We start from the raw sequence: 22,913 nt of genomic DNA on the forward strand, positions 1-22,913 counted from the left end.
GGCACGCGTCTCGCAGGTGGCCACGACGTCTACGCGGGATCCGGTCAAGCCTCCTGTTGTGAAGGTCAAGAACAACAAGGACAAGGTGACGGCCGGCGCGACGCAACGCACGACCAACCGACTGGATCTAGGCAAGCCCGAGAAGAAGACCTCGTCAAAACCCAAACACCCGGCAGCAGGCACCAGCAAACCCCGCCGCTCCAAGGATGATCTGACAACCACGATCTCGGATCGGGACGACATCAAGCTCAACATCGGTGTCTGTGGTCGGATGCAGCCGGACGGCACTGTGCCTGGTCCCAGTCGGTGTCAACCGGTGGGCGTGGATGAGCGCAACATGTCTCGCCGCCGTGAGCCCCGGGTGGTGACTCCGAGGCCCCAGGATGTCACCTGGGAGGAGGTCCGGTCAGAGACGAAGGACATCATGTTTCCAGGGCTTCCTGTGAAGGTGCAGCCGAACGGGCGGACGTTGGTGAACCTGGACACGATCGTCTACACCGAGGACAACGGGGTGGCGCGGACAACCGTCACACTCCTCGGTTTCCCGGTGGTGGTCGAGGCTACGCCCATCAATTACACCTGGCGATTTGGGGACGGTAGTCCTGCCTTGACGACCAGCACTCCTGGGAAGCCGTACCCGTCCAAGGAGATCACTCACAAGTACATGAACCGTGGCAACGTCAGTCTCACGGTGACTACCGATTACGCGGCCCGATTCAACGTAGCCGGTACAGGTTGGCAGTACGTCGAAGGCACCGTCGCCATCACCGGACCAGCCACCCCGCTCCTGGTTCGTGAGGCTGTGCCTGTGCTTGTGGATCCCGGGCGCTGAGCTGAGCGCGGACGGAAGGCCTGCACAGGTGAGATTCCGCAAGAGGCAGTCTCGTCGTCTCGTCGTCTGCCTGAGCGTCTGCACACTCCTGGCGGCCTGCGGACGGGTGAGTTCTGGAGCCTGGCAGGCGAACACGGTGTCGCCGTCGCCGACCTTGGGGGCCTCGAGCGCGGCAGTCGTGAGTGGCGGACTGCCGACGTCGGTGCCGGTGCGGCCAGTGAAGGCGGTCGGGTTGAGTCTGGCTGCCGGGGCGGCATTCATCGGCTATTACGTCGAGTTGCTGAACTACGGCTACGCGACTGGGGACACGGTCCCGCTCCTGGCCAAGAGCGACAAGGGATGCGAGGGCTGCAGGGGCATTGCGGATTACTCGCGGAAGATCAACGTGAAGAACGGCGGCCTGGAGGGCGACTATGCCGATCACCTGGTCGCCGTCAAAGAGATCTATCGGGGCGAAGGCGGGCGGTTGGGTGGGTCCGCCGCGGTGAAAGCCGGAACATATTTCGAGCGCAGTTCGCCGGGCGCTTCGCCCGTCCCACAGGCAGGTGGCACCGGAACGATGGAGTTCTCCCTGTCTCCGAGCGACGGCAACTGGGTGATGTACGAGATGGAGATCAAGGAAGACGAGACGGGCTAATACAGCGCGTTTCTGAGGTGGTTGGTTAGGTGGGTGTGGGCTTGGCGGATTTTGCCGGGGACGGTTAGGAGGTTGGCGTAGCCGTGGCAGAGGGTGGGGTGGGGGAGGTGGGTGAGGTGGTTGCCGGCGGCGCGTAGGGCTTGGGCGTATTCGATGCCTTCGTCGCGGAGGGGGTCGAAGCCGGCGGTGGTGAGGTACGTCGGTGGGAGGCCGGTGAGGTCCTCGGCGCGGAGGGGGGAGACGATCGGGTCGGGGCGGATGGTGGGGTCGGGGGTGTAGTGGTCGCGGTACCAGATGATGTCGTTCTCGCTGAGGATGAAGCCCTCGGAGAAGAGGTCTCGGCTGGGGCGGCGGGCTACCAGGTCGACCGATGGGTAGAGGAGCACTTGGAGGGCAGGGTGCGGGAGGCCTCGGCGTACGGTCTGCTGGGTCAGTACGGCGGCCAGGTTGCCGCCCGCGCTGTCGCCGCCGACAGCGACCAGGGCAGGGTCGACGCCCAGGTCGTCGGCGTGTTCGACGGCCCACGTGAAGGCGGCGATCGCGTCCTCGGCAGCGGTGGGGGCGGGGGCTTCGGGGGCGAGACGGTAGTCGACGGACAGGACTCGGATCCCGGCGTCGGCGGCGATCGCGCGGCAGAGGCCGTCGTGGGTGTTGAGGTCGCCGACGACCCAGCCGCCACCGTGGAGGAAGACCAGCAGGCCCCGGCCGGATTCACGCGGTATGTAGAGCCGGGCGCCCAGTTGGCCGTCGGCTCCACGGACGGTCAGGTCGGTTACGCGCTGTAGTTCCGCGGGGGTGCCGGGGATCAGTCGGCAGAGGCTGCGGAAGTGGGCGCGGGCGGTGGCCGCATCGGTTTTGGTTGTGCGAGGCAACAGGTTGTCGACCCGGAGGAGCAACTGGAGGTCGGCGTCGAGGATGTTGCCGTCGATCTGGATCGGTGCGCCCGCGAGGCGGCGCCGGACGGCCGCGGGCAGGGCGTAGAGCGGGGTGAGGGCGTTGGCCTGCAAACCGGTCACCGTGTCGCGCAGTACCGAATCCAGTCGTGAGTTCACAAGGAGTGACGCTAGCAACCGCAGCCGCGGGGCGCCCTCCGCAAGCGACGAACGGGCCAGGAAAAGTCACATCGGCCAACGCGCGGACGGCTACCCGGAGTTCACCAAAGGGTGCGATCCTGGTCAGCGTGGCTGGAGACTTGCTGGCATCCCACAACCGGGAGTACGACGTCGAGCCGCCGTACGACATCAGTGCGGCCGGCGATCTTCCCGTTGACCGGTTCTCGGATCGGGAGCTGAGCTGGCTCGCGTTCAACCAGCGCGTCCTGGAGCTCGCCGAGAACGACCGGATCCCGCTGCTCGAGCGGGCCAAGTTCCTCGCGATCTTCGCCAGCAACCTGGACGAGTTCTATATGGTCCGGATCGCCGGTCTGAAGCGCCGCATCGCGGCCGGCGTCGCAGTACGGGCTGCCAGTGGTCTGCTCCCCCGCGAGGTCCTCGACCGCAGCCTGGCCCGGAGCCGCGAGCTGATGGACCGCCAGGCCGAGACCTGGCGCAAGTCCGTCCAGCCGGCGCTGGTCGACCAGGGCATCGAGATCCTCCGCTGGGACGAGCTGGAGCACAGCGAACGCGAGGACATGACCCGCTTCTTCCGGGAGCGCGTGTTCCCGGTGCTGACGCCGCTGGCGGTCGACCCGTCACACCCGTTCCCGTACATTTCCGGCCTGAGCCTCAACCTGGCGGTCGTGGTCCGCAACCCCGACACCGGCGGCGAGCACTTCGCCCGGGTCAAGGTGCCGCCGCTGCTGCCGCGGTTCGTGAAGGTCGCCGACGGCCGGTTCGTCCCGCTCGAGGACGTCATCGCGACCCACCTGGGCCAGCTGTTCCCGGGGATGGAGGTCACCCAGCACCACACCTTCCGGGTGACCCGCAACGAGGACCTCGAGGTCGAAGAGGACGACGCGGAGAACCTGCTGGCCGCGCTCGAGAAGGAGCTGCTGCGCCGCCGGTTCGGCCCACCCGTCCGGCTCGAGGTCGAGGAGTCGATCGACCCGCAGGTGAAGGCGCTGCTGCTGTCCGAGCTGGGCGTGACCGAGTCCGAGGTGTTCGAGCTCCCCGGCCCGCTGGACCTGCGTGGTCTGTTCACGATCGCCAGCCTGGACCGGGCCGAGCTGAAGTACCCCGGGTTCGTCCCGTCGACGCATCCGCATCTGGCCGAGGTGGAGACCTCCAACCCGGCCGACATGTTCCACGCGCTGAAGCAGCGCGACGTGCTGGTCCACCACCCGTACGACTCGTTCTCCACGAGCGTCCAGCGCTTCATCGAGCAGGCCGCCGCCGACCCGCACGTACTGGCCATCAAGCAGACCCTGTACCGGACCAGTGGTGACTCGCCGATCGTCGACGCGCTGATCGACGCGGCCGAGGCCGGCAAGCAGGTCCTGGTGCTGGTGGAGATCCAGGCGCGCTTCGACGAGCAGGCGAACATCAAGTGGGCCCGCCAGCTCGAGCACGCCGGCTGCCACGTCGTGTACGGCGTGATCGGTCTCAAAACACACTGCAAGCTGTCGATGGTGGTCCGCGACGAGCCGGACGGCCTGCGCCGCTATGCGCACATCGGGACCGGCAACTACCACCCGAAGACCGCCCGGCTGTACGAGGACCTCGGCCTGCTCACCAGCGACAAGGTGGTCACCGAGGACGTCGCACTGCTCTTCAACCACCTGTCCGGCTTCGGCCGCAGCGCCGGCTACCGGCGGATCCTGGTCGCCCCCCAGTCGGTACGGCGGGGCCTCCTCGAGCGCATCGAGCGCGAGGTCCAGCACCACCTGGCCGGTCGCCCCGCGCGCATCCGGTTCAAGGTGAACAGCCTGGTCGATGAGGCAGTGTGCGACGCGTTGTACCGGGCGTCCCAGGCCGGCGTTCCGATCGACCTGTGGATCCGCGGTATCTGCACGTTGCGTCCCGGCGTACCGGGCCTGTCGGAGAACATCCGCGTCCGCAGCATCCTGGGCCGGTTCCTCGAGCACAGCCGCGTGTTCCTGTTCGAGAACGGCGGTGAGCCGGAGGTGTGGATCGGCTCGGCCGACCTGATGCACCGCAACCTGGACCGCCGGGTCGAGGTGCTCGTGCAGCTGCGGGAGCCGGATCACGTGATCGAGCTGGGTGAGATGTTCGACCTGGCGATGGACGACACCACCGGCTCCTGGTGGCTGCAGGCGGACGACAGCTGGGATCCGCAACTGAACGGCCCGGACGGCCAGCCGCTGCGCGACCTGCAGGAGCGCCTGATCGCGACACGCGGACGCCGCCGGGCGATCGATCCAATCAGCTGACCGACGGAGCACATTTCCTAAGGTGAAGGTATGAGCAACCCGGCGACCGTTATCGCCGCGGGTGGTGTCGTCTGGCGAGAGCGCCGCGACACCCGTGAGGTGCTGTTGGTGCACCGCCCCAGGTACGACGACTGGTCCCTCCCGAAAGGCAAGCTGACCGCCCACGAGCACGTGCTGATCGCAGCGCGCCGGGAGATCGAGGAGGAGACCGGAGTCCAGGTCCTGCTCGGTCCCCCGCTCGGCGTGCAGCGGTACGCCGTACGCAAGAACGGCGGGACCGCGGAGAAGCTGGTCCACTACTGGTCCGCCGTACCGGTGGACGACCGCGACTTCGAGCCGAACGACGAGGTCGACGAGATCAGCTGGCTCCCGGTCGACAAGGCCCGTAACAAGCTCAGCTACCCGCGCGACGTGGACATCCTCGACGGACTGGAGCACGCCGTACCCGTGGTGGCCACAGTCGTGGTGGTCCGGCACGCGGAGGCGGTGAAGCGGAAGGACTGGGACGCCAAGGACACGATCCGCCCGCTCACCAGCAACGGTGCGGCGGTTGCGGAGCGGCTGACCGACGTACTGGCGGCTTTGGGCGCGAATCGGCTCATCAGCAGCGACGCGGAGCGCTGTGTCGCCACGGTGACGCCGTACGCCGCCTCTATCGACCGGCATATCCACCTGTGGCCGGAGATCTCGGAGCGCGGGTACGACGCTGACCCGGACTGCCTGCGCGGCCTGGCGGAGCGGGTGTGGCGAGCAGGCAAGGTGACGGTCGTCTGCTCGCACCGGCCGGTGCTGCCGGCGCTGTCCCGGGAGCTGGGGCTCAAGGTGGGCAAGTTCTCCACCGGGTCGTTCCTGGTCGCTCACCGGCTCGCCGACGGCCGTCTGGTGCATGAACGCTTCGGTCCGCCGTAGCTCTGCGACACGGCTCGGTGACGATCCAGGCACACCCGACGGGGCGGCCGGGTGACACTGGAGGTGACGGGTATGTTCCTACCCGAGGAACCGGCGCCCCACCGGGTGCCGGTCTGAGGAGAGGTTCGGGGCGCACCATGACGATGATGCGAGAACTGACACTGATCGGGATCCGGATGGAATCGCCCAACCGGGCCCCGGTGATGATGCTGCGCGAGACCGAGGGCTACCGCTACTTGCCGATCTCGATCGGCTCGGTCGAAGCAACGGCGATCGCGTACGAGGAGCAGGGCCTGCGTCCCTCGCGGCCGCTCACCCACGACCTGATGCGCGACCTGATCGAGGCGTTCGGCGTCCACATCGAGGCAGTCGAGATCGTCGAGCTGCGCGACGCCGTCTTCTACGCCGAACTCGTGCTCGCCAACGGCGCCCGCGTCTCCGCCAGACCGAGCGACTCGGTGGCGCTCGCCGTCCGCCTCGGTACGCCGATCCGCTGTACCGAACAGGTACTCCGCGAGGCCGGTATCGCCACCCCCGAAGAGGAACAGGCCGAGCTCGAACGTTTCCGTCAGTTCCTCGACAGCGTCGCCCCGGAGGATTTCTCCAGCTGACCCTCACATCCACCGTGCGCTACGATCCGATCTCGCACTGGTGGCAGGGGTGACCTCCAGGCGACTTCACCTGGGGGACTCAGCCATGCGCAGAACCGTCGCGACCGCGACCGCCGCCGTACTTCTCGCCGCGCTCCAGACCACCACCGCCCACGCCGCACCGGCGCCACCGACCGATGTGCAGGTCAGCTGGTCGGATCCGGCGACCAGCTTGATGCGGGTGACGTGGACGGACGCCGGGGCTGCCAACAAGCTGCGCATCGAGTACCAGGACGGCACGGCTCCGACGGAATGGTTCACAACGCAGGACAACGACTTCAACCACCGCTGGGCCGTCCAGTGGGGAAAGATCGCGCGGGTCGCCGTCCTGACGACCGACGCGACAGGCGACAGTCCAGCCGCGTACTCCCCCTGGTTCGACACGACCATTCCCGGGGCACCCACCGTGACTGCCGCGGTTCCGCAGGCTGACGGTTCGCTGCGGCTCACCTGGACCACCCCACCCGCTCCGAAGGACAGCACCCCGGGCGATCCGCTGGACGTGCCGGTCGGCAAGGTCGGCGAGGTCGTCGTGACGGTCTGGTCCGACCCCGCCGACAAGACGGAGCGGTTCGCGCACCCGTTCGGCACCACGACGGCGGTCGTGCCGCCGCTCCCGCGTCCGCAGTCGGTCAGGGCGATAGCGACGAACGAGTGGGGCGGGGCGTCACCCGACGACGTCTACTACACGGATATGAAGTTCGCCCTGAGAACCGGACCGGCGTACGGCGTGTTCGGCAAGCCGATGACGATCTCCGGTATCGCGGGCGCGCTGCTGTGCGACGACCCGGGCAACTGCGGCAAGGGCCGGCTGTTCGGTGGGGCCGGGATCCCGATCACGATGCAGACCAGGGCGAACTCCGCCAAGCCGTGGGAGTACGCCGGGCGCTACACCTCGTACGACCTGTCCGGGTTCCAGGCACAGCCGGTCGCGGTCGGCGGCCGGGAGTATCGCTTCTACGCCCCGGCCTGGAACGGCTATTCGATCGTCACGGCGCTAGCGACCTCGGGGACGAAGTACATCCCCACGCTGGCGAACTTCGCTGTTGCCGGGTTCAACGTGTCCACCGCGCAGGTCGGTCAGATGGTGAAGCTGACCGTCGATGTGAAGCCGGGCGGGACCGTGAAGGGCGCGCTGCAGCGCTGGGACGGCAAGTACTGGCGCAGCGTGCTGACCGTGCCGGTTGTTAAAGGTAAGGCAACAATGTCGATCCGGGCCGCCGGGCGCGGCACGACCACGCAGTACCGTGTTGCCGTCCCGGGGATGACGTACTACGGGCTGCCGATCCAGACGACAGGCAGTCGATCGTTCACGTTGACAGTGCGCTGAGCGTTACCGGAACGTGAGCCAACAGCCGTTTACATCGACGGAGAGTGACGGCTCTTAACTCAGTTCACCTAATGGCTGCCTGTCGGCATGCCGGGCGTCGCACACGCTACTGGAACCGTTCACCGCTCGTTCACCAGCGACGGACCGGTCGGTCACCTGCTCTCCCTACCGTCTGTGGAAGTTCAAGAAGTCTGATTCCCGCAGAAGGGCAACACTCTCGTGTCCGTCAATCGCCTGCTCCGCGTCGGCTCCGTCGCCGTGGCATCCCTCGGCGTTCTCGCTCTGAGCGCCTGTGGCAGTGACCCTGAGCCGTCCGGCTCCTCGAGCCCCGGTTCCTCGACGTCGTCCGCCGGTGCAGACTGCCCGCAGGGCACTCTGAACGCTGAAGGCTCCACGGCGCAGAAGAACGCCATCGAGGAAGTCATCAGCAAGTACAACGAGAAGTGCGCCGACGTCACGGTGAACTACAACCCGACCGGTTCCGGTGCGGGCATCAAGCAGTTCAACGCGAACCAGGTCGACTTCGCCGGCTCCGACTCGGCGCTGAAGCCCGACGAGATGACCGCTGCCACCAAGCGCTGCGGCGGCAACCCGGCCATCGACCTGCCGATGGTGGTCGGCCCGATCACCATCGCCTACAACGTCGACGGTGTGGACAAGCTGGTCCTCGACGGCCCGACGGCGGCGAAGATCTTCGCCGGCACGATCAAGACCTGGAACGACCCGGCAATCGCCAAGCTGAACGCGGGCGTCACCTTCCCGTCGGCTCCGATCTCGGTGTTCTTCCGCTCCGACGAGTCCGGCACCACCGAGAACTTCAGCAAGTACCTCAAGGCCGCCGGCGGTGGCGCCTGGACCAAGGAGCCCGCCAAGAAGTGGGCCGGCACCGGCTCCGGCAAGGAGAAGTCCTCCGGTGTCGCCGAGGCCGTGAAGAGCACCAAGAACTCGATCACCTACGACGAGTGGTCGTACGCGATCGACAACAAGCTCGGCATCGCGCTGATCGACAACGGCTCGGGTACTCCGGTCGAGCTGAGCGCCGAGTCCGCCGGCAAGGCGCTGACCGCGGCCCAGCCCGCCGACGCGTCCGGCAAGGACCTGGCCCTGAAGCTGGACTACGCGACCAAGGCCCCGGGCGCGTACCCGATCGTCCTGGTCACGTACGAGATCGCCTGCACCAAGGGCCTGACGGCCGAGAAGACCGCGATGGTGAAGAGCTTCCTGAGCTACTTCGCGAGCAAGGACGGCCAGGCATCGCTGACCGACCTGAACTACGCGCCGCTCCCGGACGAGATCCAGACCAAGGTCGTGGCCGCTATCCAGGCGATCAGCTGACCTCGAAGCGGTAACTGATGCGAGCCCCGGCGTTCCGATTGTTCATCGGAGGACGGCCGGGGCTCGCCTCGTCAGATCCAGACGTGACAGATTCACGACCGAGGCGCTTGGAGCACCATCGATGAGTAGTCCAGACGGCACGGCACCGCCCGACCGGCCGGACGGCACGGCCGCCGGACAGGAACATCCCGCGATCGAGGACCTGGTCCACGAGGATGCGGGACCGGCCCCGCGGTTCGAGGGCCTGGCCGAGGAACACGCCGAGCACGAGGCACAGCAACCCGCCGAAGTCATGACCGAGTCCGGCCTCGAGCCCGCGACCACGATGCCGGCGGAACCGGGCAAGAAGATGGAACTCGGCCCGGTCGGCCATCTCGGCGACCGGCTGTTCGGCGGGCTCGCCCGCGGATCCGGCGGCCTGGTGGTCCTGATCGTCGCGTTCGTCGGCATCTTCCTGCTGGCACTGGCCATTCCGGCACTGGCCGACGACAAGAGCAGCTTCCTGTTCTCCCGGATCTGGCAGCCCGGCGGCGACAACCCGCAGTTCGGTATCGCGGCCCTGTTCTACACCACCCTGATCAGCTCCATCATCGCGATGATCATCGCGGTCCCGATCGCGATCGGTGTGGCGCTGTTCGTCACGTACTACGCCCCGAAGCGGCTGGCCTCCCCGGTCGCGCACGCGGTCGACCTGCTCGCCGCCGTGCCCTCGATCATCTACGGCCTGTGGGGCATCCTGTTCTTCGCCCCGATCCTGCGTCCGGTGATCAGCGGGATCTCGGACGCGCTCGGCTGGATACCGCTGTTCAAGGCGCCGGCCGGCGGCGACGTCGGCGTCGTCTTCACGGCGTCGGTCGTACTGGCGATCATGATCCTGCCGGTGGTCACCGCGATCAGCCGGGAGATCTTCGCGCAGACGCCGATCTCGCACCGCGAGGGCGCGCTGGCACTCGGCGCGACCAAGTGGGAGATGATCCGGATGGCGGTCCTGCCGTACGGGCGTTCCGGCGTGGTCAGCGCCTCGATGCTCGGCCTCGGCCGGGCGCTCGGTGAGACCGTCGCCGTCCTGATCATCCTGTCGGTGCCGAACGGCAACGACCCGTGGAACTCGTCGATCTTCGCCGGCGGCGAGACGTTCGCCTCGAAGATCGCCAACAACGCCGCCGAGTTCGACTCGCCGGAGAAGACCGGCGCGTACATCGCGGCCGGCCTGGTGCTGTTCGTCGTCACGTTCCTGGTCAACTCCGCGGCCCGGATCATCGTCGAGCGCAGCGCTCCGGGCTCGAAGCGGCCGCGCCGCAACCGCAAGGCCGGCGCCACTGCTGCCGAAGGAGCTGGATCATGACCACCGCGACCGCCGACACGGCGGCGTTCGAGGGCAAGGCGCTGGATCTGACCGGCAAGTCAGGCTCCCGCGCCTTCCGAAACACCCTGGCCACTGTGCTGGTGACGCTGGCGTTCGTGCTGGCGATGATCCCGCTGCTGTGGATCCTCTACACCGTTGTTTCCAAGGGCTACCACCTGCTGCTGAGCGCCGACTGGTGGAGTCAGTCGCAGCGCGGCATCACCGTCCGCCGCGAAGGCGGCGGCGCGTACCACGCGATCATGGGCACACTGATCATGGGCCTGATCACCGCCGTGATCGCGGTCCCGATCGCGGTTCTCGGCGCGGTCTACCTGGTCGAGTACGCCAAGGGCACCCGGGCCGCCCGGGTGGTCAGCTTCATGATCGACGTCCTCACCGGTGTCCCCTCGATCGTCGCCGCGCTGTTCATCTACGCGGTGTGGATCACGGTGCTCGGCTTCAACCGGGTCGGGTTCGCGGTGTCGCTGTCGCTGGTACTGCTGATGCTCCCGGTTGTGCTCCGGTCCACCGAGGAGATGCTCAAGCTGGTACCGGACGAGTTGCGGGAGGCGTCGTACGCGCTCGGCGTACCGAAGTGGAAGACGATCCTGAAGGTCGTCGTGCCGACCGCGTTCGGAGGCATCGTCACCGGCGTGATGCTCGGTCTGGCTCGCGTGATGGGTGAGACCGCGCCGTTGCTGATCCTGGTCGGCTACTCGAAGAACATCAACCTGAATCCGTTCAGCGGATTCATGGGCGCGCTGCCGACGATGATCAACCAGGACCGCAACGACATGGCGCTCCAGCCGGCCAACGACCGCGTCTGGGCGGCCGCGCTGACGCTGATCCTGCTGGTCCTTGTCCTCAACGTGCTGGCCCGGCTCGTCGCCCGGTTCAGCACCATCAAGTCGAAATAGTCTGAGAGGTTCTGAGTCGATATGGCTAAGCGCATCGAGGTCAGCGGCCTCAACGTCTACTACGGCGATTTCAAGGCCGTCGAGGACGTGTCGATGACGGTCGAGCCCCGCTCGGTCACCGCGTTCATCGGCCCGTCCGGCTGCGGCAAGTCCACCTTCCTGCGGACCCTGAACCGGATGCACGAGGTGATCCCCGGCGCCCGGGTCGAGGGCAAGGTGCTGCTGGACCAGCAGGACCTGTACGGCTCCGGGGTCGACCCGGTCGCCGTCCGCCGCGTGGTCGGCATGGTGTTCCAGCGGCCGAACCCGTTCCCGACGATGTCGATCTTCGACAACGTCGCGTCCGGCCTGAAACTGAACGGCGTCAAGGACCGCAAGAAGCTGACCGAGGTGGTCGAGCGGTCCCTGCACGGCGCGAACCTGTGGAACGAGGTCAAGGACCGCCTCGACAAGCCCGGCGCGGGCCTGTCCGGCGGTCAGCAGCAGCGGCTGTGCATCGCCCGGGCGATCGCGGTCGAGCCCGAGGTGATCCTGATGGACGAGCCGTGCTCGGCCCTGGACCCGATCTCGACGCTGGCGATCGAGGACCTGATCGAGAAGCTCAAGGACCAGTTCACGGTCGTCATCGTCACGCACAACATGCAGCAGGCGGCCCGGGTCTCGGACCAGACCGCGTTCTTCAACCTGGCCGCGACCGGTAAGCCGGGCCGGCTGATCGAGATGGCCCCGACCAAGCAGATCTTCTCCAACCCGTCGGAGAAGGCCACCGAGGACTACATCACCGGCCGCTTCGGCTGATCTGCGCTACCCTCGGCCGCCGTGACGAGCTCGTCACGGCGGCCGTCGGCGTTTCAGACCTGGGTCAGACGCAGAGCGAACGGGCGAAGTTGACCCGGGCCAGGACGTCGGCCACCTGTTGCGGCGAACTCACGCCGACGTGGGTGTTGTGGGTGCGGTTGCCGTTCTGCACGGTGACCTGGACGAAGCCGGTGGTCCGGCGCTCCTTGCAGAGCAGGAAAAGCAGGCCGAGCAGGCAGGCCAGCGCGAAGATGATCGCCAGCACGATCGCCCAGCCGGGGATCTTCTCCTCGGTCCGCGACATGTCCATCGCCGACCAGTTCGTCCCGTGGGTGGGCAGGACGCCGGCCGGCGTGACGATCCGCTGCTGTTCCACGGAGATGTCGCCGATCGTCACCAGCACCGGACCGGCCGGCAACGCGCCCGGCGGCTGCTGGGGCTGCGACGGCTGCTGCGGCTGGTACGGACCGCCGACCGGCGGCGGGAACGCGCCCGGCTGCATCCCGTAGGGACCTGGCTGGGCTGGTGGGGCGGCCTCGAAAGTGGGCGGCGTCGGGTACTGCACCGGGAGATGGCGGTCGGGATCGCCGCCAGGGCCCTGACCGGGCGCGGGTTCACGAGGGGTCTCAGTCACAGACGAGACCCTAAGGGTTCCACGGACCGGAGTGGGGACGTGACCGCGAACCTGTGGAAAAGATAGCCTTCGGGGATTCCTCGACGTTCTCAGAAGGGAACCGCGGTGAGCACTCCGACGCCACCTCCCGGCGACGACCAGAACGACCAGAACCGGCCGCAGGACACTCCCGAGACCCCGGGTGAACAGCCGAGCCAGTACGGTCAGCCGAATCCGTACGGCCAGAGCCAGCCCGAGCAGCCGGGGCAGTACGGCCAGCCCCAGCCGGGCCAGTACGGCCAGCAGCAGCCCGGGCAGTACGGCCAGCAGCAGTACCCGGGTCAGCCGGGTCAGTACGGCCAGCAGCCTGGTCAGCCTGGCCAATATGGGCAGCAGCAGCCGGGCTACGGCCAGCAGCAGCCCGGTCAATACGGGCAGCAGCCGGGCTATGGCCAGCAACAAGGCGGTTACGGACAGCAGCAGCCGGGTGCCTACGGTCAGCAGCCCGGCCAGTACGGCGCGTACGGGCAGGGCGGTTACGGGTACGGCGGCGGCGCCGTACCGCAGAACAACACCCCGCAGACGCTGGCGATCATCGGCATCGTCTGCCTGGTGATCTGTACGCCGGCCTCGATCGTGCTGGGCCTGATTGCCCAGGGCAAGTTCCGTGAGCAGGGCCGCTCGGACACGCTGGCGAAGGTCGCGTGGATCGGCGGCGCCGCCCTGACCGGCCTCGGGCTGCTGTTCTACATCATCGGACTCGCGTCCAACTGACCTCGTTCGTCGCGGGGCCGGCCCGGCCCCGCGACGGCGTCAGTTCAGGTTCCGGGCGACGCCGTACACGACGAGCAGGGCGATGACGCCCTTGATCAGCCAGTCGGCGACCCGCGGGCTCATCGACAGCCTGGGCAGCCGCACCAGCCGGAGCGATTCGAGGCTCCAGGCAAGCACTTGGTAGCCGACGGCAACACCGACGAGTGGGCCGAGCACCAGGATCACGGGGTTGAAGTGCCAGGCGGCGTCCAGATCGCCGCGGAGCAAGGCGGCTGCCATCCGGGTCGACCCGCAGAGCGGGCAGTTCAGGCCGGTGGTGGCGTGCAGGATGCACGGTACGCCGATCCGGTCGCCGGACAGCTGGTACAGCCCGGCCAGCGCGAACCCGCCGACACCGACCGCGGACAGGCCCCACACCCGACGGTCCAACGGCTGGACCGGACCGGCGGGCCGGAGTACGACGCTCTGCGAGACGCTCACCCCACAACGGTAACTCCCAACCGGTGGGATCCGTGGACGGGTCTGAGCCGTCGGACCCGTAGCCTGCAACTCACTCCTCAATATGTCTTCAGTAGAAGGGATCGTCGTGAGCACTCCGACGCCACCGCCGGGTTACGGCCCGCAGGACCCACAGCAGCCGGGTCAGTACGGCCAGCCCGGCCAGTACGGTCAGCCGGGGCAGCAGCCGGGCCAGTACGGGCAGCAGCCCGGGTACGGCGGCCAGCCGGGTTACGGTCAGCAGCCGGGGTACGGCCAGCCTGGCCAGTATGGGCAGCAGCAGCCGGGTTATCCCCAGCAGCCCGGTCAGTACGGGCAGCAGCAGGGTCAGTACGGTCAGCCGGGTCAGTACGCCCAGCCTGGTCAGTACGGCCAGCAGCCGGGCTTCGGGCCGTACGGCCAGCCGGGCTTCGGCGGCACCCCCGGCAACCTGGCGGCCTGGCCGAACCGGGTCGGCGCGTGGTTCGTCGACGCGCTGATCATCGGCGTGCCGAGCGGCATCGGCTCCGCGATCGCCGGTAACACCAACAACTCCGCGCTCGCAATCATCGGCGTGATCTTCTACCTGGTCGGCGTCGGCCTGGCGATCTGGAACATCCTGATCCGCCAGGGCAGCACCGGCCAGACCGTGGGCAAGCAGGTGCTCGGCCTGAAGCTCGTCGGCGCCGACACCGGTCAGCCGATCGGTGCGGGCAAGACGTTCCTGCGTCAGCTGACCCACATCCTCGACGGCGCGGCCTGCTACATCGGCTACCTGTGGCCGCTGTGGGACGAGAAGCGGCAGACGTTCGCCGACAAGATCAACAACACCTACGTCATCAAGCTCTGACCTGCCGTGAGCACCCCTCCCTCAGGGCCGTACGACGGTCAGTACCCGCCGCCTGGTCAGTACCCCGTGCAGGGCTACAACCCTTACGGGCAAGGCTTTCCGGGCGGCGGGTACGGCTACGCGCCGCCCGGCCGGTTGGCGGACTGGCCGATCCGGGTCGGCGCCTCACTGGTCGATGCGCTGATCCTGGCGATTCCGTCGGTCGCCGGAGTGCTGGCCGCACTGGTGATCGACGGCGACCAGGAAGAACTGGGCGCCGGCGGCGGGATCGCGATGATCGCCGGATTCCTGGTGGCCTTCGGCATCTGGGTGTGGAACCGCATCGTCCAGCAGGGCCGCACAGGCCAGTCGTTCGGGAAGAAGGTGACCGGACTGCGCGTCGTGGACGCGCACTCCGGTCAGCTGATCGGCATGGGCAAGAACCTGGGCCGCGAGGTCTGCGCCCAGATCTTCAACCAGCTCTGCGTCCTCAACGTCCTCTGGCCGCTGTGGGACGACAAACGCCAGACCTGGCACGACAAGGTCGCAGGCGACATCGTCATCCGCGGCTGACGTCAGTGTGAGCGCAGTAGACCCGCGCAGGTCACTGCCCAGAGGACGCTGGTGAAGGTGCCGATGATGAAGCGCTCGGCGACGGCCTGCGGAGTGACCGACGCAGGCTGGTCCGGACTGCGGAGCTCTGGATAGCGGGCGAGGCCCTTGATCGCCAGTACTACGGCGATGCCTTCCGGCCAGCCCGCTACAAGCGAGGCGTAGATCGCGGTCCGCTCGAGGGACCCGATCAGCGCGCCTCCACGCAGTACCTCGCCGGCCTTCTGGGTCGACTGGGCTCTGGTGTTGTTCCGGTCGACCAAGGCGAGCACAGAGGTTGTCAGCGGACCGCCGCCCGTCACCGCCAGTCCTCCTGCGAGCAGGAGCAGCACATTCCACCAGCGCTCGGCCCAGCCGGCCACTCCGTGACCTGAGAGCAGCAGTACGCCGACAGCGGCCAGACAGGCCAGCATGACGCCACTGATCGCGATCTCGAGGTTGGAACCGGATCTGGGCACCCAGGCGAGCACAGCGAGGATCAGACCCGCAGCCGTCAACGACAGAACCAGCGCCGTCACGCAGCGGCTCCAGCACCGAGCAGATCCGCGGCCAGCACCCGTCCGCGCTGCTCCTCGGCGAACCCCGCCGCCTGCGCACGTTGGGTCACCGCTGACTGGCTGATGCCGAGTTTCACGCCGATCTCCCGCCTGGTGAGTCCTTCGGCCAACAGGTCCGCCACTGCCCATCCACGCTCGCTCCGGCGCCGCAGTACGGACGCCATCAGCCACAGCACCGTCTCCACCTGCTCCGCGACCCGCGAGTCCGCGCCGACCACGTTCACATGGTGCGGGCTGGACTTGGCCCGCGTCACTGCCTCGCGGGCGAAGACGAACGCCGCACCGCTGCCGGCTCTGGTACTGCGGGGCAGCGGCTCGGTCACCTCGCCGACCCCGAGGCCGACGTACCACGAGTCCGCGCGGAGCAGCTCGACGATCACGTCGACGGTGGGCCGGGCCTCGGAGAGCACGCCCTGCACCTCGTCGCCGGCGGTCCGCTCGAACTTCCGCAGCAGTCCGGACCGGCGCGGGCGGCGGTTCAGGGAGTTCAGTAGCTCGGGTACGAGATCGCTCGTGCTTCGGCTGCCACGCTGATCTACCGTGAGAACGAAGACCATCGCCCTGCACCTCCTTCTGAACGGCTTAAGGCTACAGTCTTATTCACGTAGAGTGAAGGACAAAACCTGAATCGCTTCACCCGATTACTCCCCGTGTCCGGCCCGGGAGGACGGTGAACCGGGCCGGACCAGGGTTCTCAGTCGGCCAGCGGCAGGTACAGCTTCTGGTCGGCGGCCTTGAAGGTCTCCGACATCTCGGCAAAGCCGGCCTCGATCGCCTCGGTCGAGGTGAGGCCGTGCTCCTCGGCGTACGCGCGGATGTCGGCGGTGATGCGCATCGAGCAGAACTTCGGCCCGCACATCGAGCAGAAGTGCGCGGTCTTCGCGGGGTCGGCCGGCAGCGTCTCGTCATGGAACGAGCGGGCCGTGTCCGGATCCAGCGAGAGGTTGAACTGGTCCTCCCACCGGAACTCGAACCTTGCCTTGGACAACGTGTCGTCCCAGGCCTGCGCACCCGGATGCCCCTTGGCCAGATCCGCTGCGTGGGCAGCGATCTTGTAGGTGATCACGCCGGTCTTCACGTCGTCGCGATCCGGCAGCCCGAGGTGCTCCTTGGGCGTGACGTAGCAGAGCATCGCCGTACCCAGCCAGCCGATCTGGGCGGCGCCGATCGCCGACGTGATGTGGTCGTACGCGGGCGCCACATCAGTTGCCAATGGCCCCAATGTGTAGAACGGCGCCTCGCCGCACAGCTCCTCCTCGAGCCGCACGTTCTCGGCGATCTTGTGCATCGGCACATGACCGGGACCCTCGATCATCACCTGGACGTCGTGTTCCCAGGCGATCCGGGTCAGCTCACCCAGCGTCCGCAGCTCCGCGAACTGCGCCTCGTCGTTCGCGTCCGCGATGCACCCGGGCCGCAACCCGTCACCGAGCGAGAACGTCACGTCGTACTCGCGCAGGATCTCGCACAACTCCGCGAAATGCATGTACAGGAACGATTCCTGATGATGCGCGAGGCACCAGGCCGCCATGATCGACCCGCCCCGGGACACGATCCCGGTGATGCGCCGCGCGGTCAATGGCACGTACCGCAGCAGTACGCCGGCATGCACGGTCATGTAGTCGACACCCTGCTCGCACTGCTCGATCACCGTGTCGCGGTACACCTCCCACGACAGCGCGGCCGGATCGCCGTTCACCTTCTCCAGCGCCTGGTACAGCGGCACCGTCCCGATCGGCACCGGCGAGTTCCGCAGGATCCACTCCCGCGTCTCGTGGATGTTCTTCCCGGTGGACAGGTCCATCACCGTGTCCGCGCCCCACCGGGTCGCCCAGACCAGCTTCTCGACCTCTTCCTCGACCGAGCTCGTGACGGCGGAGTTACCGATGTTCGCGTTCACCTTCACCAGGAACTTCTTGCCGATGATCATCGGCTCGCTCTCCGGGTGCCGCCGGTTCGCCGGTATGACCGCCCGCCCGCGCGCCACCTCGGCGCGGACGAACTCCGGATCGACGCCCTCCCGGACGGCGACGTACCGCATCTCCTCGGTGATCGTCCCGGCTCGCGCGTGGCCGAGCTGGGTCAGGTCCGGACGCCCGGCGATCCACTCCCGCCGCAACGCCGGCAGCCCTGCCTGTACGTCGATCCGCGCCGACGCGTCGGTGTACGGGCCGGAGGTGTCGTACAGGTCGAAGTGTTCGCCGTCGGTCAGATGCACGCGGCGAGCCGGTACGCCGAGCTCCCCGCGATAGATCTTCTCCGAGCCCGAGATCGGACCCGTGGTGACGGCCGGACGGATCGTGCTGACATTCACCATGCTGGTGCTCCCTACGCCGGAATTACCCGGACAGGTTCGGCGGTCGGCGGCGCCGGCCAGGTCAGATCCTGGTCCAGCCGCCCTCTCAGCCCACTACGGTGCGAGCTCCCGCGATCTCAAGTTGTCACCAGCACTCTAGACGAAGCCTGTAGCGTCTAGGGATGCGCGACCTTGTGTATCCGCCTGTCATCGCCTTCGCGCGGACCTCGTTCAAGGTCCTCGACCTCAAGCTCCGCGTGACCGGTGCGGACAACGTGCCCCGGACCGGCGGTGCACTGATCGCGCTCAACCACATCAGCTACGTCGACTTCGTCCTCGGCGGGTACGGCGCTCTGCCGAGCAAGCGGCTGGTCCGGTTCATGGCCAAGGAGGTGCTGTTCCGCAACCGGTACTCCGGCCCCCTGATGCGCGGGATGCACCACATCCCGGTCGACCGCGACGCGGGCGCTGCGTCGTACCAGCAGGCGCTGGAGTACCTGGCCGCGGGCGAGGTGGTCGGCGTGTTCCCGGAGGCCACGATCAGCCGCTCCTTCGAGCTGAAGGAGTTCAAGTCCGGCACGGTCCGGATGGCGGCGGAAGCCGGCGTACCGGTCGTCCCGATGATCCTGTGGGGCACGCAGCGGATGCTCACCAAGGACCATCCGCGGGACTTCTCCCGGCACCGCCCGATCTCGATCACCATCGGCGCACCGATGACCGTGACCCGGGACGACGACCCGGCCGAGGCGACCGCGCAACTGCGGTCCGCGATGGCCGGGATGCTCGACGAGACCATCCGCGCGTACCCGGAGCAGCCGGCCGGCGCCTGGTGGCTGCCCGCGTCGTACGGCGGCAGCGCGCCGACCCCGGCCGAGGCCGAGCGACTGGACCAGGAGGAGCTCGCCCGCCGGGCTGCCAAACGCCGTTAAGACGGCGGACAGGACCTTGACCCTCGGGGCGGAACGAGGGTACGAAGGCTTTCGTTGAGAGAGCAGGAACCTGGGGGGTCCCTGTGCGGCGGGTGCCGATGGCCCGCGGACACGAGCGGGCGGGGAAGGTTTTGTTCGATTCACCGGAAGAGCTGCATCTGTTCGACCCGGGCGCGATGACACCGGCGCCGCATGTGGCCGAACACATCCCGGACGCCGGGGCGTTCTTCGTCGACTGGGCGATCCGCGGGCTGAACCAGGATCGTGCCCGCGAGATCGAGTCCGCGGTCAACGGCCGGCGCAACCAGAACGGCTGGTTCCCGCTCGAGACGCTGGACAGCATCGGCAGTAGGGGCTTCTGGCGCGGCCCGCTGACCTATCTGGCCCGGATGACGGCCGACGACCCCAGGATCCTGCAGGAGTGGGCCTGTGACGGCCTGCGGGACGAGCAGGTGGGCCGCATCGAGGCGACGGTGGACCACCTGCTGCATCAGCAGGGCCACGCCGCCGCTGCGACGTGGGCAGTCGCAGTACGGCCGCGGATGTACCTCGACGCGGAGGTGCTGGGTGACCGGCTGCTGGCCGCGTGGGAGTACAACCTCGGCTCGATCCGGGCCAAGGACGTGGCCAAGTCGGTCCGGCGCTGGAACCGCTGAGCCTCTGAGAAGCCGTACGACGGGCAGCCGCCAGACCGCCCGTCGTACCTCTCAGAGCTGCTGTTGGACAGGTCTCAGTGGAACTGCGGGATGATCAGGTACAGCCCGTAGAGCACTGCGGCCAGGCAGGCCGCGAAGCAGAGCGCCGCGACGCCGGTGTCCGCGACCGACGGCTGCCGCTTCTCGTCGATCGCGACCGCACGCCGCGCCATCGCGCTGACCCCGAGCGCGAACAGGACCGACAGGCCGACCCCGAAGATCAGGCTGGCCAGTGCCACCTGGCCGAGTGAACTCCAGTCGATGTGCATCGCCGTACTCCTCTCAGGCCGCCGCGGCCGTGGTGGCGGCCGGGGTGGAGCTCGGGTAGTCGTTCACGTTCTCCGATGTCACCGGCTTGCGCCGCGACGCCACGTAGATGGCGCCACCGGCCACGACCGCGAGGATCGCGATGATCACCACACCGAGGGTGCCGGAGGCGGCCACCCGGCCGGCCAGCGCGCCGACGATCGCGGCGGCCGGCAGAGTCAGGACCCAGGCGACAGCCATCCGGCCGGCCACCGTCCAGCGCACCTGGGCCAGCCGCTTGCCGAGACCGGCGCCGAGGATGCTGCCCGAGCAGACCTGCGTGGTGGACAGCGGGAAGCCCAGGTGGGACGAGGCCAGCAGGACCGCAGTCGAGGTGGTCTCGGCCGAGAAGCCCTGTGGCGACTCGATCTCGGTCAGGCCCTTGCCCATGGTCCGGATGATCCGCCAGCCGCCCAGGTAGGTGCCGGCCGCGATCGCCAGACCGGCGGACAAGATGACCCAGACCGGCGGCGCTGAGCCCGGGGCCAGGCTGCCCGAGGTGATCAGCACCAGCGTGATCACACCCATCGTCTTCTGCGCGTCACCGGTGCCGTGGGCGAGCGAGACCAGCGAGGCGGACGCGACCTGGCCGCCCCGGAATCCGTCGTTGACCGACTTCTGCCGCGACCGCTGGGTGATCTTGTAGGCCAGGAAGGTACCGAGCAGCGCGACTACGCCGGCCACGATCGGAGCGGCGACGGCCGGGATGATGATCTTCTGTACGACGGTGGTGAAGTGCACGGCGCTGCTCCCGGAGGCGATCCAGGTCGCGCCGATCAGGCCGCCGAACAGCGCGTGCGACGACGAGCTCGGCAGGCCGAAGTACCAGGTCATCAGGTTCCAGAGCACGGCGCCGACCAGGCCGCCGAAGATCACCGGCACGGTCACTTTGGTGTCGTCGACGATCCCACTCGAGATCGTCTTGGCGACCTCGGTGGAGATGAACGCACCGACCAGGTTCAGCACGGCCGAGATGGCCACTGCGATCTTCGGTTTCAGTGCGCCGGTGGCGATCGACGTCGCCATCGCGTTGGCGGTGTCATGGAACCCGTTGGTGAAGTCGAACACCAACGCGGTGATGATCACCACGACGACAAGGAACGACAGATCCATCCCGATCACATCCCCTAGGCGGACGGTCAGCAACGTCGATCGACCGTAGGCCCGGTGAGTGAATTTGAAATGAATGGATCCGGGGAATTTACTGCAAGATCAGATGTGCGAGTCCGTACACGGTCGTGCCTGTGTCAGTGGAACTGCGGGATCATCAGGTAGAGCCCGTAGAGCACCGCCGCCACACAGGCCGCGAAGCAGAACGCGGCCACCGAACTGTCCACGACCGACGGCGGCTTCTTCTCCTCGATCGCCACCGCCCGCCGTGATATTGCGGCCACACCGAATGCGAACAGGATCGGCAGCCCGGCCCCGAAGAGCAGGCTGACCAGAGCGACATGACTCAGTGCGTTCCAGTTGATGTGCATCGCCGTACTCCTCTCAGGCGGCCGCGGCAGGGTCGGCCGGGTCGGCCGGCGTGGCGGGCGTGGCGGGCGTGGCGGGCGTGGCGGGCGTGGCGGGCGTGGCGGGCGTGGCGGGCGCGCGGCTCGGGTACTCGTTGACGTTCTTCGCCGTCACCGGCTTGCGCCGGGACGCGGCGTAGATGGCACCAGCCGCGGCGACCGAAACGACCGCGACAACGACGACTCCGGCGTTGCCCGAGTTGGCGACCTCGCCGGACAGTGCGCCGACGACCGCGGCGGCCGGCAGCGTGAACAGCCAGCCCATCGCGATCCGCCCGGCGACCGACCAGCGCACCTGTGCGCGACGCCGGCCCAAGCCGGAGCCGAGGATGCTGCCGGAGCAGACCTGGGTGGTGGACAGCGGGAAGCCCAGGTGGGCCGAGGCGAGCAGAACCGAGGCCGAGCTGGTCTCGGCGGCGAAGCCCTGCGGCGACTCGACGTCGGTCAGGCCCTTGCCCATCGTCCGGATGATCCGCCAGCCACCGAAGTAGGTGCCCAGGGCGATCGCCAGGCCGGCCGAGATGATCACCCAGAGCGGCGGCCCCGAACCCTTCGTGAGGCTGCCCGAGGCGATCAGCACCAGCGTGATGATGCCCATCGTCTTCTGCGCGTCACCGGTGCCGTGGGCGAGCGAGACCATCGACGCGGACGCGATCTGACCGCTCCTGAACCCGTCGTGGACAGACGTCTTCCGGGCCCGCCTGGTGATCTTGTAGGCCAGGAAGGTGCCCAGCAGCGCGACCCCGCCGGCCACGACCGGCGCGGCGACCGCGGGGATGATGATCTTCTGCACCACGTTCTGGAAGTTCACCGCGTCGCGGCCGGCCGCGACCCAGGTGGCGCCGATCAGGCCGCCGAACAGGGCGTGCGACGAGGAGCTCGGCAGGCCGAAGTACCAGGTCACCACGTTCCACAGGATCGCGCCGACCAAGCCGCCGAAGATGATCGGCACGGTGATCTTCGAGTCGTCGACGAGGCCGCCCGAGATCGTCTTGGCCACCGCGGTGGAGATGAAGGCGCCGACCAGGTTGAGCACCGCGGAGAGAGCGACCGCGACCTTGGGTCTGAGGGCGCCGGTGGCGATCGATGTTGCCATCGCGTTGGCGGTGTCATGGAAGCCGTTGGTGAAGTCGAACACCAACGCGGTGATGATCACCACGACGACGAGGAACGAGAGGTCCATCGCGATCACTCCCCCTAGGCGGACGGACGGATACCGTCGATCGA

25 protein-coding genes are annotated in these 22,913 nt (G+C 67.9%); 15 read left to right on the top strand and 10 right to left on the bottom strand.

From position 1 onward, the window contains the following. Window positions 1-58 precede the first annotated feature (58 nt). Complete coding sequence (locus ABT313_RS07625; RefSeq protein WP_350849752.1) at window positions 59-832, top strand: PKD domain-containing protein; 774 nt, start codon at window positions 59-61, stop codon at window positions 830-832. Between the two features lie 178 nt (window positions 833-1,010). Further along, window positions 1,011-1,469 (top strand): DUF6318 family protein, encoded by a 459-nt coding sequence (locus tag ABT313_RS07630; protein ID WP_350849753.1) that lies wholly within the window; start codon window positions 1,011-1,013, stop codon window positions 1,467-1,469. Here the strand turns inward: ABT313_RS07630 and ABT313_RS07635 are convergent. Beyond that, the gene (locus ABT313_RS07635; protein ID WP_350849755.1) at window positions 1,466-2,521 is read right to left on the bottom strand and encodes an alpha/beta hydrolase; all 1,056 of its coding nucleotides are present in this window, start codon (window positions 2,519-2,521) and stop codon (window positions 1,466-1,468) included. The two genes, ABT313_RS07630 and ABT313_RS07635, sit on opposite strands and share 4 nt — an antisense overlap. Window positions 2,522-2,709: 188 nt before the next feature. On the opposite strand from ABT313_RS07635, the gene ABT313_RS07640 reads away from it, so the two are divergent. From ABT313_RS07640 to pstB, 8 genes are all read left to right on the top strand, one after another. Next, window positions 2,710-4,797, top strand: coding sequence for an RNA degradosome polyphosphate kinase (locus ABT313_RS07640; protein ID WP_350849873.1), 2,088 nt, complete (start codon window positions 2,710-2,712; stop codon window positions 4,795-4,797). Window positions 4,798-4,827: 30 nt separating this feature from the next. After that, a complete protein-coding gene (locus tag ABT313_RS07645) occupies window positions 4,828-5,706 on the top strand; it encodes an NUDIX hydrolase (RefSeq protein WP_350849757.1) in 879 nt (292 codons plus the stop codon). A gap of 137 nt (window positions 5,707-5,843) precedes the next feature. Further along, window positions 5,844-6,317, top strand: coding sequence for a bifunctional nuclease family protein (locus ABT313_RS07650; protein WP_134105638.1), 474 nt, complete (start codon window positions 5,844-5,846; stop codon window positions 6,315-6,317). Window positions 6,318-6,402: 85 nt separating this feature from the next. After that, complete coding sequence (locus ABT313_RS07655) at window positions 6,403-7,686, top strand: hypothetical protein (RefSeq protein WP_350849759.1); 1,284 nt, start codon at window positions 6,403-6,405, stop codon at window positions 7,684-7,686. A gap of 219 nt (window positions 7,687-7,905) precedes the next feature. Further along, window positions 7,906-9,021: a phosphate ABC transporter substrate-binding protein PstS gene (gene pstS / locus ABT313_RS07660; RefSeq protein WP_350849761.1), complete on the top strand. Its 1,116-nt coding sequence runs from the start codon at window positions 7,906-7,908 to the stop codon at window positions 9,019-9,021. A 325-nt stretch (window positions 9,022-9,346) separates the two neighbouring features. Beyond that, a complete protein-coding gene (pstC, locus tag ABT313_RS07665) occupies window positions 9,347-10,366 on the top strand; it encodes a phosphate ABC transporter permease subunit PstC (RefSeq protein ID WP_350849875.1) in 1,020 nt (339 codons plus the stop codon). Beyond that, a complete protein-coding gene (gene pstA, locus ABT313_RS07670; RefSeq protein ID WP_350849763.1) occupies window positions 10,363-11,283 on the top strand; it encodes a phosphate ABC transporter permease PstA in 921 nt (306 codons plus the stop codon). Before pstC ends, pstA begins: the two co-directional genes overlap by 4 nt. Before the next feature lie 21 nt (window positions 11,284-11,304). Continuing rightward, a complete protein-coding gene (gene pstB, locus ABT313_RS07675) occupies window positions 11,305-12,081 on the top strand; it encodes a phosphate ABC transporter ATP-binding protein PstB (RefSeq protein ID WP_350849764.1) in 777 nt (258 codons plus the stop codon). A gap of 64 nt (window positions 12,082-12,145) precedes the next feature. On the opposite strand, the gene ABT313_RS07680 is transcribed toward pstB, so the two are convergent. Beyond that, window positions 12,146-12,715 (bottom strand): hypothetical protein, encoded by a 570-nt coding sequence (locus tag ABT313_RS07680; protein ID WP_350849766.1) that lies wholly within the window; start codon window positions 12,713-12,715, stop codon window positions 12,146-12,148. A gap of 105 nt (window positions 12,716-12,820) precedes the next feature. Between ABT313_RS07680 and ABT313_RS07685 the strand changes: the two genes are divergently transcribed. Next, entirely contained in the window at window positions 12,821-13,468 is a 648-nt protein-coding gene (locus ABT313_RS07685) for a hypothetical protein (RefSeq protein WP_350849768.1), read from the top strand. 39 nt (window positions 13,469-13,507) lie between these two features. On the opposite strand, the gene ABT313_RS07690 is transcribed toward ABT313_RS07685, so the two are convergent. Then, the gene (locus ABT313_RS07690) at window positions 13,508-13,948 is read right to left on the bottom strand and encodes a DUF2752 domain-containing protein (RefSeq protein ID WP_242000622.1); all 441 of its coding nucleotides are present in this window, start codon (window positions 13,946-13,948) and stop codon (window positions 13,508-13,510) included. 82 nt (window positions 13,949-14,030) lie between these two features. Between ABT313_RS07690 and ABT313_RS07695 the strand changes: the two genes are divergently transcribed. Beyond that, on the top strand, window positions 14,031-14,795 hold the full coding sequence (locus ABT313_RS07695; protein ID WP_350849770.1) for an RDD family protein: 765 nt from the start codon (window positions 14,031-14,033) through the stop codon (window positions 14,793-14,795). Between the two features lie 6 nt (window positions 14,796-14,801). After that, window positions 14,802-15,347: an RDD family protein gene (locus ABT313_RS07700; RefSeq protein ID WP_350849772.1), complete on the top strand. Its 546-nt coding sequence runs from the start codon at window positions 14,802-14,804 to the stop codon at window positions 15,345-15,347. Between the two features lie 2 nt (window positions 15,348-15,349). Here the strand turns inward: ABT313_RS07700 and ABT313_RS07705 are convergent, their stop codons facing one another. From ABT313_RS07705 to thiC, 3 genes are all read right to left on the bottom strand, one after another. After that, window positions 15,350-15,904: a hypothetical protein gene (locus ABT313_RS07705; RefSeq protein WP_350849774.1), complete on the bottom strand. Its 555-nt coding sequence runs from the start codon at window positions 15,902-15,904 to the stop codon at window positions 15,350-15,352. Beyond that, on the bottom strand, window positions 15,901-16,500 hold the full coding sequence (locus ABT313_RS07710; protein WP_350849775.1) for a helix-turn-helix domain-containing protein: 600 nt from the start codon (window positions 16,498-16,500) through the stop codon (window positions 15,901-15,903). The genes ABT313_RS07705 and ABT313_RS07710 overlap by 4 nt, the downstream gene beginning before the upstream one ends. Window positions 16,501-16,637: 137 nt before the next feature. After that, complete coding sequence (gene thiC / locus ABT313_RS07715; RefSeq protein ID WP_350849777.1) at window positions 16,638-18,260, bottom strand: phosphomethylpyrimidine synthase ThiC; 1,623 nt, start codon at window positions 18,258-18,260, stop codon at window positions 16,638-16,640. Window positions 18,261-18,421: 161 nt separating this feature from the next. Between thiC and ABT313_RS07720 the strand changes: the two genes are divergently transcribed. Together ABT313_RS07720 and ABT313_RS07725 are read left to right on the top strand one after the other, a co-directional pair. Then, complete coding sequence (locus ABT313_RS07720) at window positions 18,422-19,168, top strand: lysophospholipid acyltransferase family protein (RefSeq protein ID WP_350849779.1); 747 nt, start codon at window positions 18,422-18,424, stop codon at window positions 19,166-19,168. Between the two features lie 131 nt (window positions 19,169-19,299). Next, window positions 19,300-19,824, top strand: a complete 525-nt coding sequence (locus ABT313_RS07725) for a hypothetical protein (RefSeq protein ID WP_350849780.1) — start codon at window positions 19,300-19,302, stop codon at window positions 19,822-19,824. Window positions 19,825-19,898: 74 nt separating this feature from the next. Here ABT313_RS07725 and ABT313_RS07730 read toward each other — a convergent pair whose 3' ends face one another. The 4 genes from ABT313_RS07730 to ABT313_RS07745 form a co-directional block, all read right to left on the bottom strand. Next, entirely contained in the window at window positions 19,899-20,132 is a 234-nt protein-coding gene (locus tag ABT313_RS07730) for a hypothetical protein (RefSeq protein WP_350849782.1), read from the bottom strand. A gap of 13 nt (window positions 20,133-20,145) precedes the next feature. After that, the gene (locus ABT313_RS07735) at window positions 20,146-21,282 is read right to left on the bottom strand and encodes an inorganic phosphate transporter (RefSeq protein WP_350849784.1); all 1,137 of its coding nucleotides are present in this window, start codon (window positions 21,280-21,282) and stop codon (window positions 20,146-20,148) included. 134 nt (window positions 21,283-21,416) lie between these two features. Further along, entirely contained in the window at window positions 21,417-21,650 is a 234-nt protein-coding gene (locus tag ABT313_RS07740) for a hypothetical protein (RefSeq protein ID WP_350849786.1), read from the bottom strand. A gap of 13 nt (window positions 21,651-21,663) precedes the next feature. Next, window positions 21,664-22,869: an inorganic phosphate transporter gene (locus ABT313_RS07745; protein ID WP_350849788.1), complete on the bottom strand. Its 1,206-nt coding sequence runs from the start codon at window positions 22,867-22,869 to the stop codon at window positions 21,664-21,666. Window positions 22,870-22,913 lie beyond the last annotated feature (44 nt).

This window comes from Kribbella sp. NPDC000426 (assembly GCF_040300265.1).
Lineage (GTDB): Bacteria > Actinomycetota > Actinomycetes > Propionibacteriales > Kribbellaceae > Kribbella.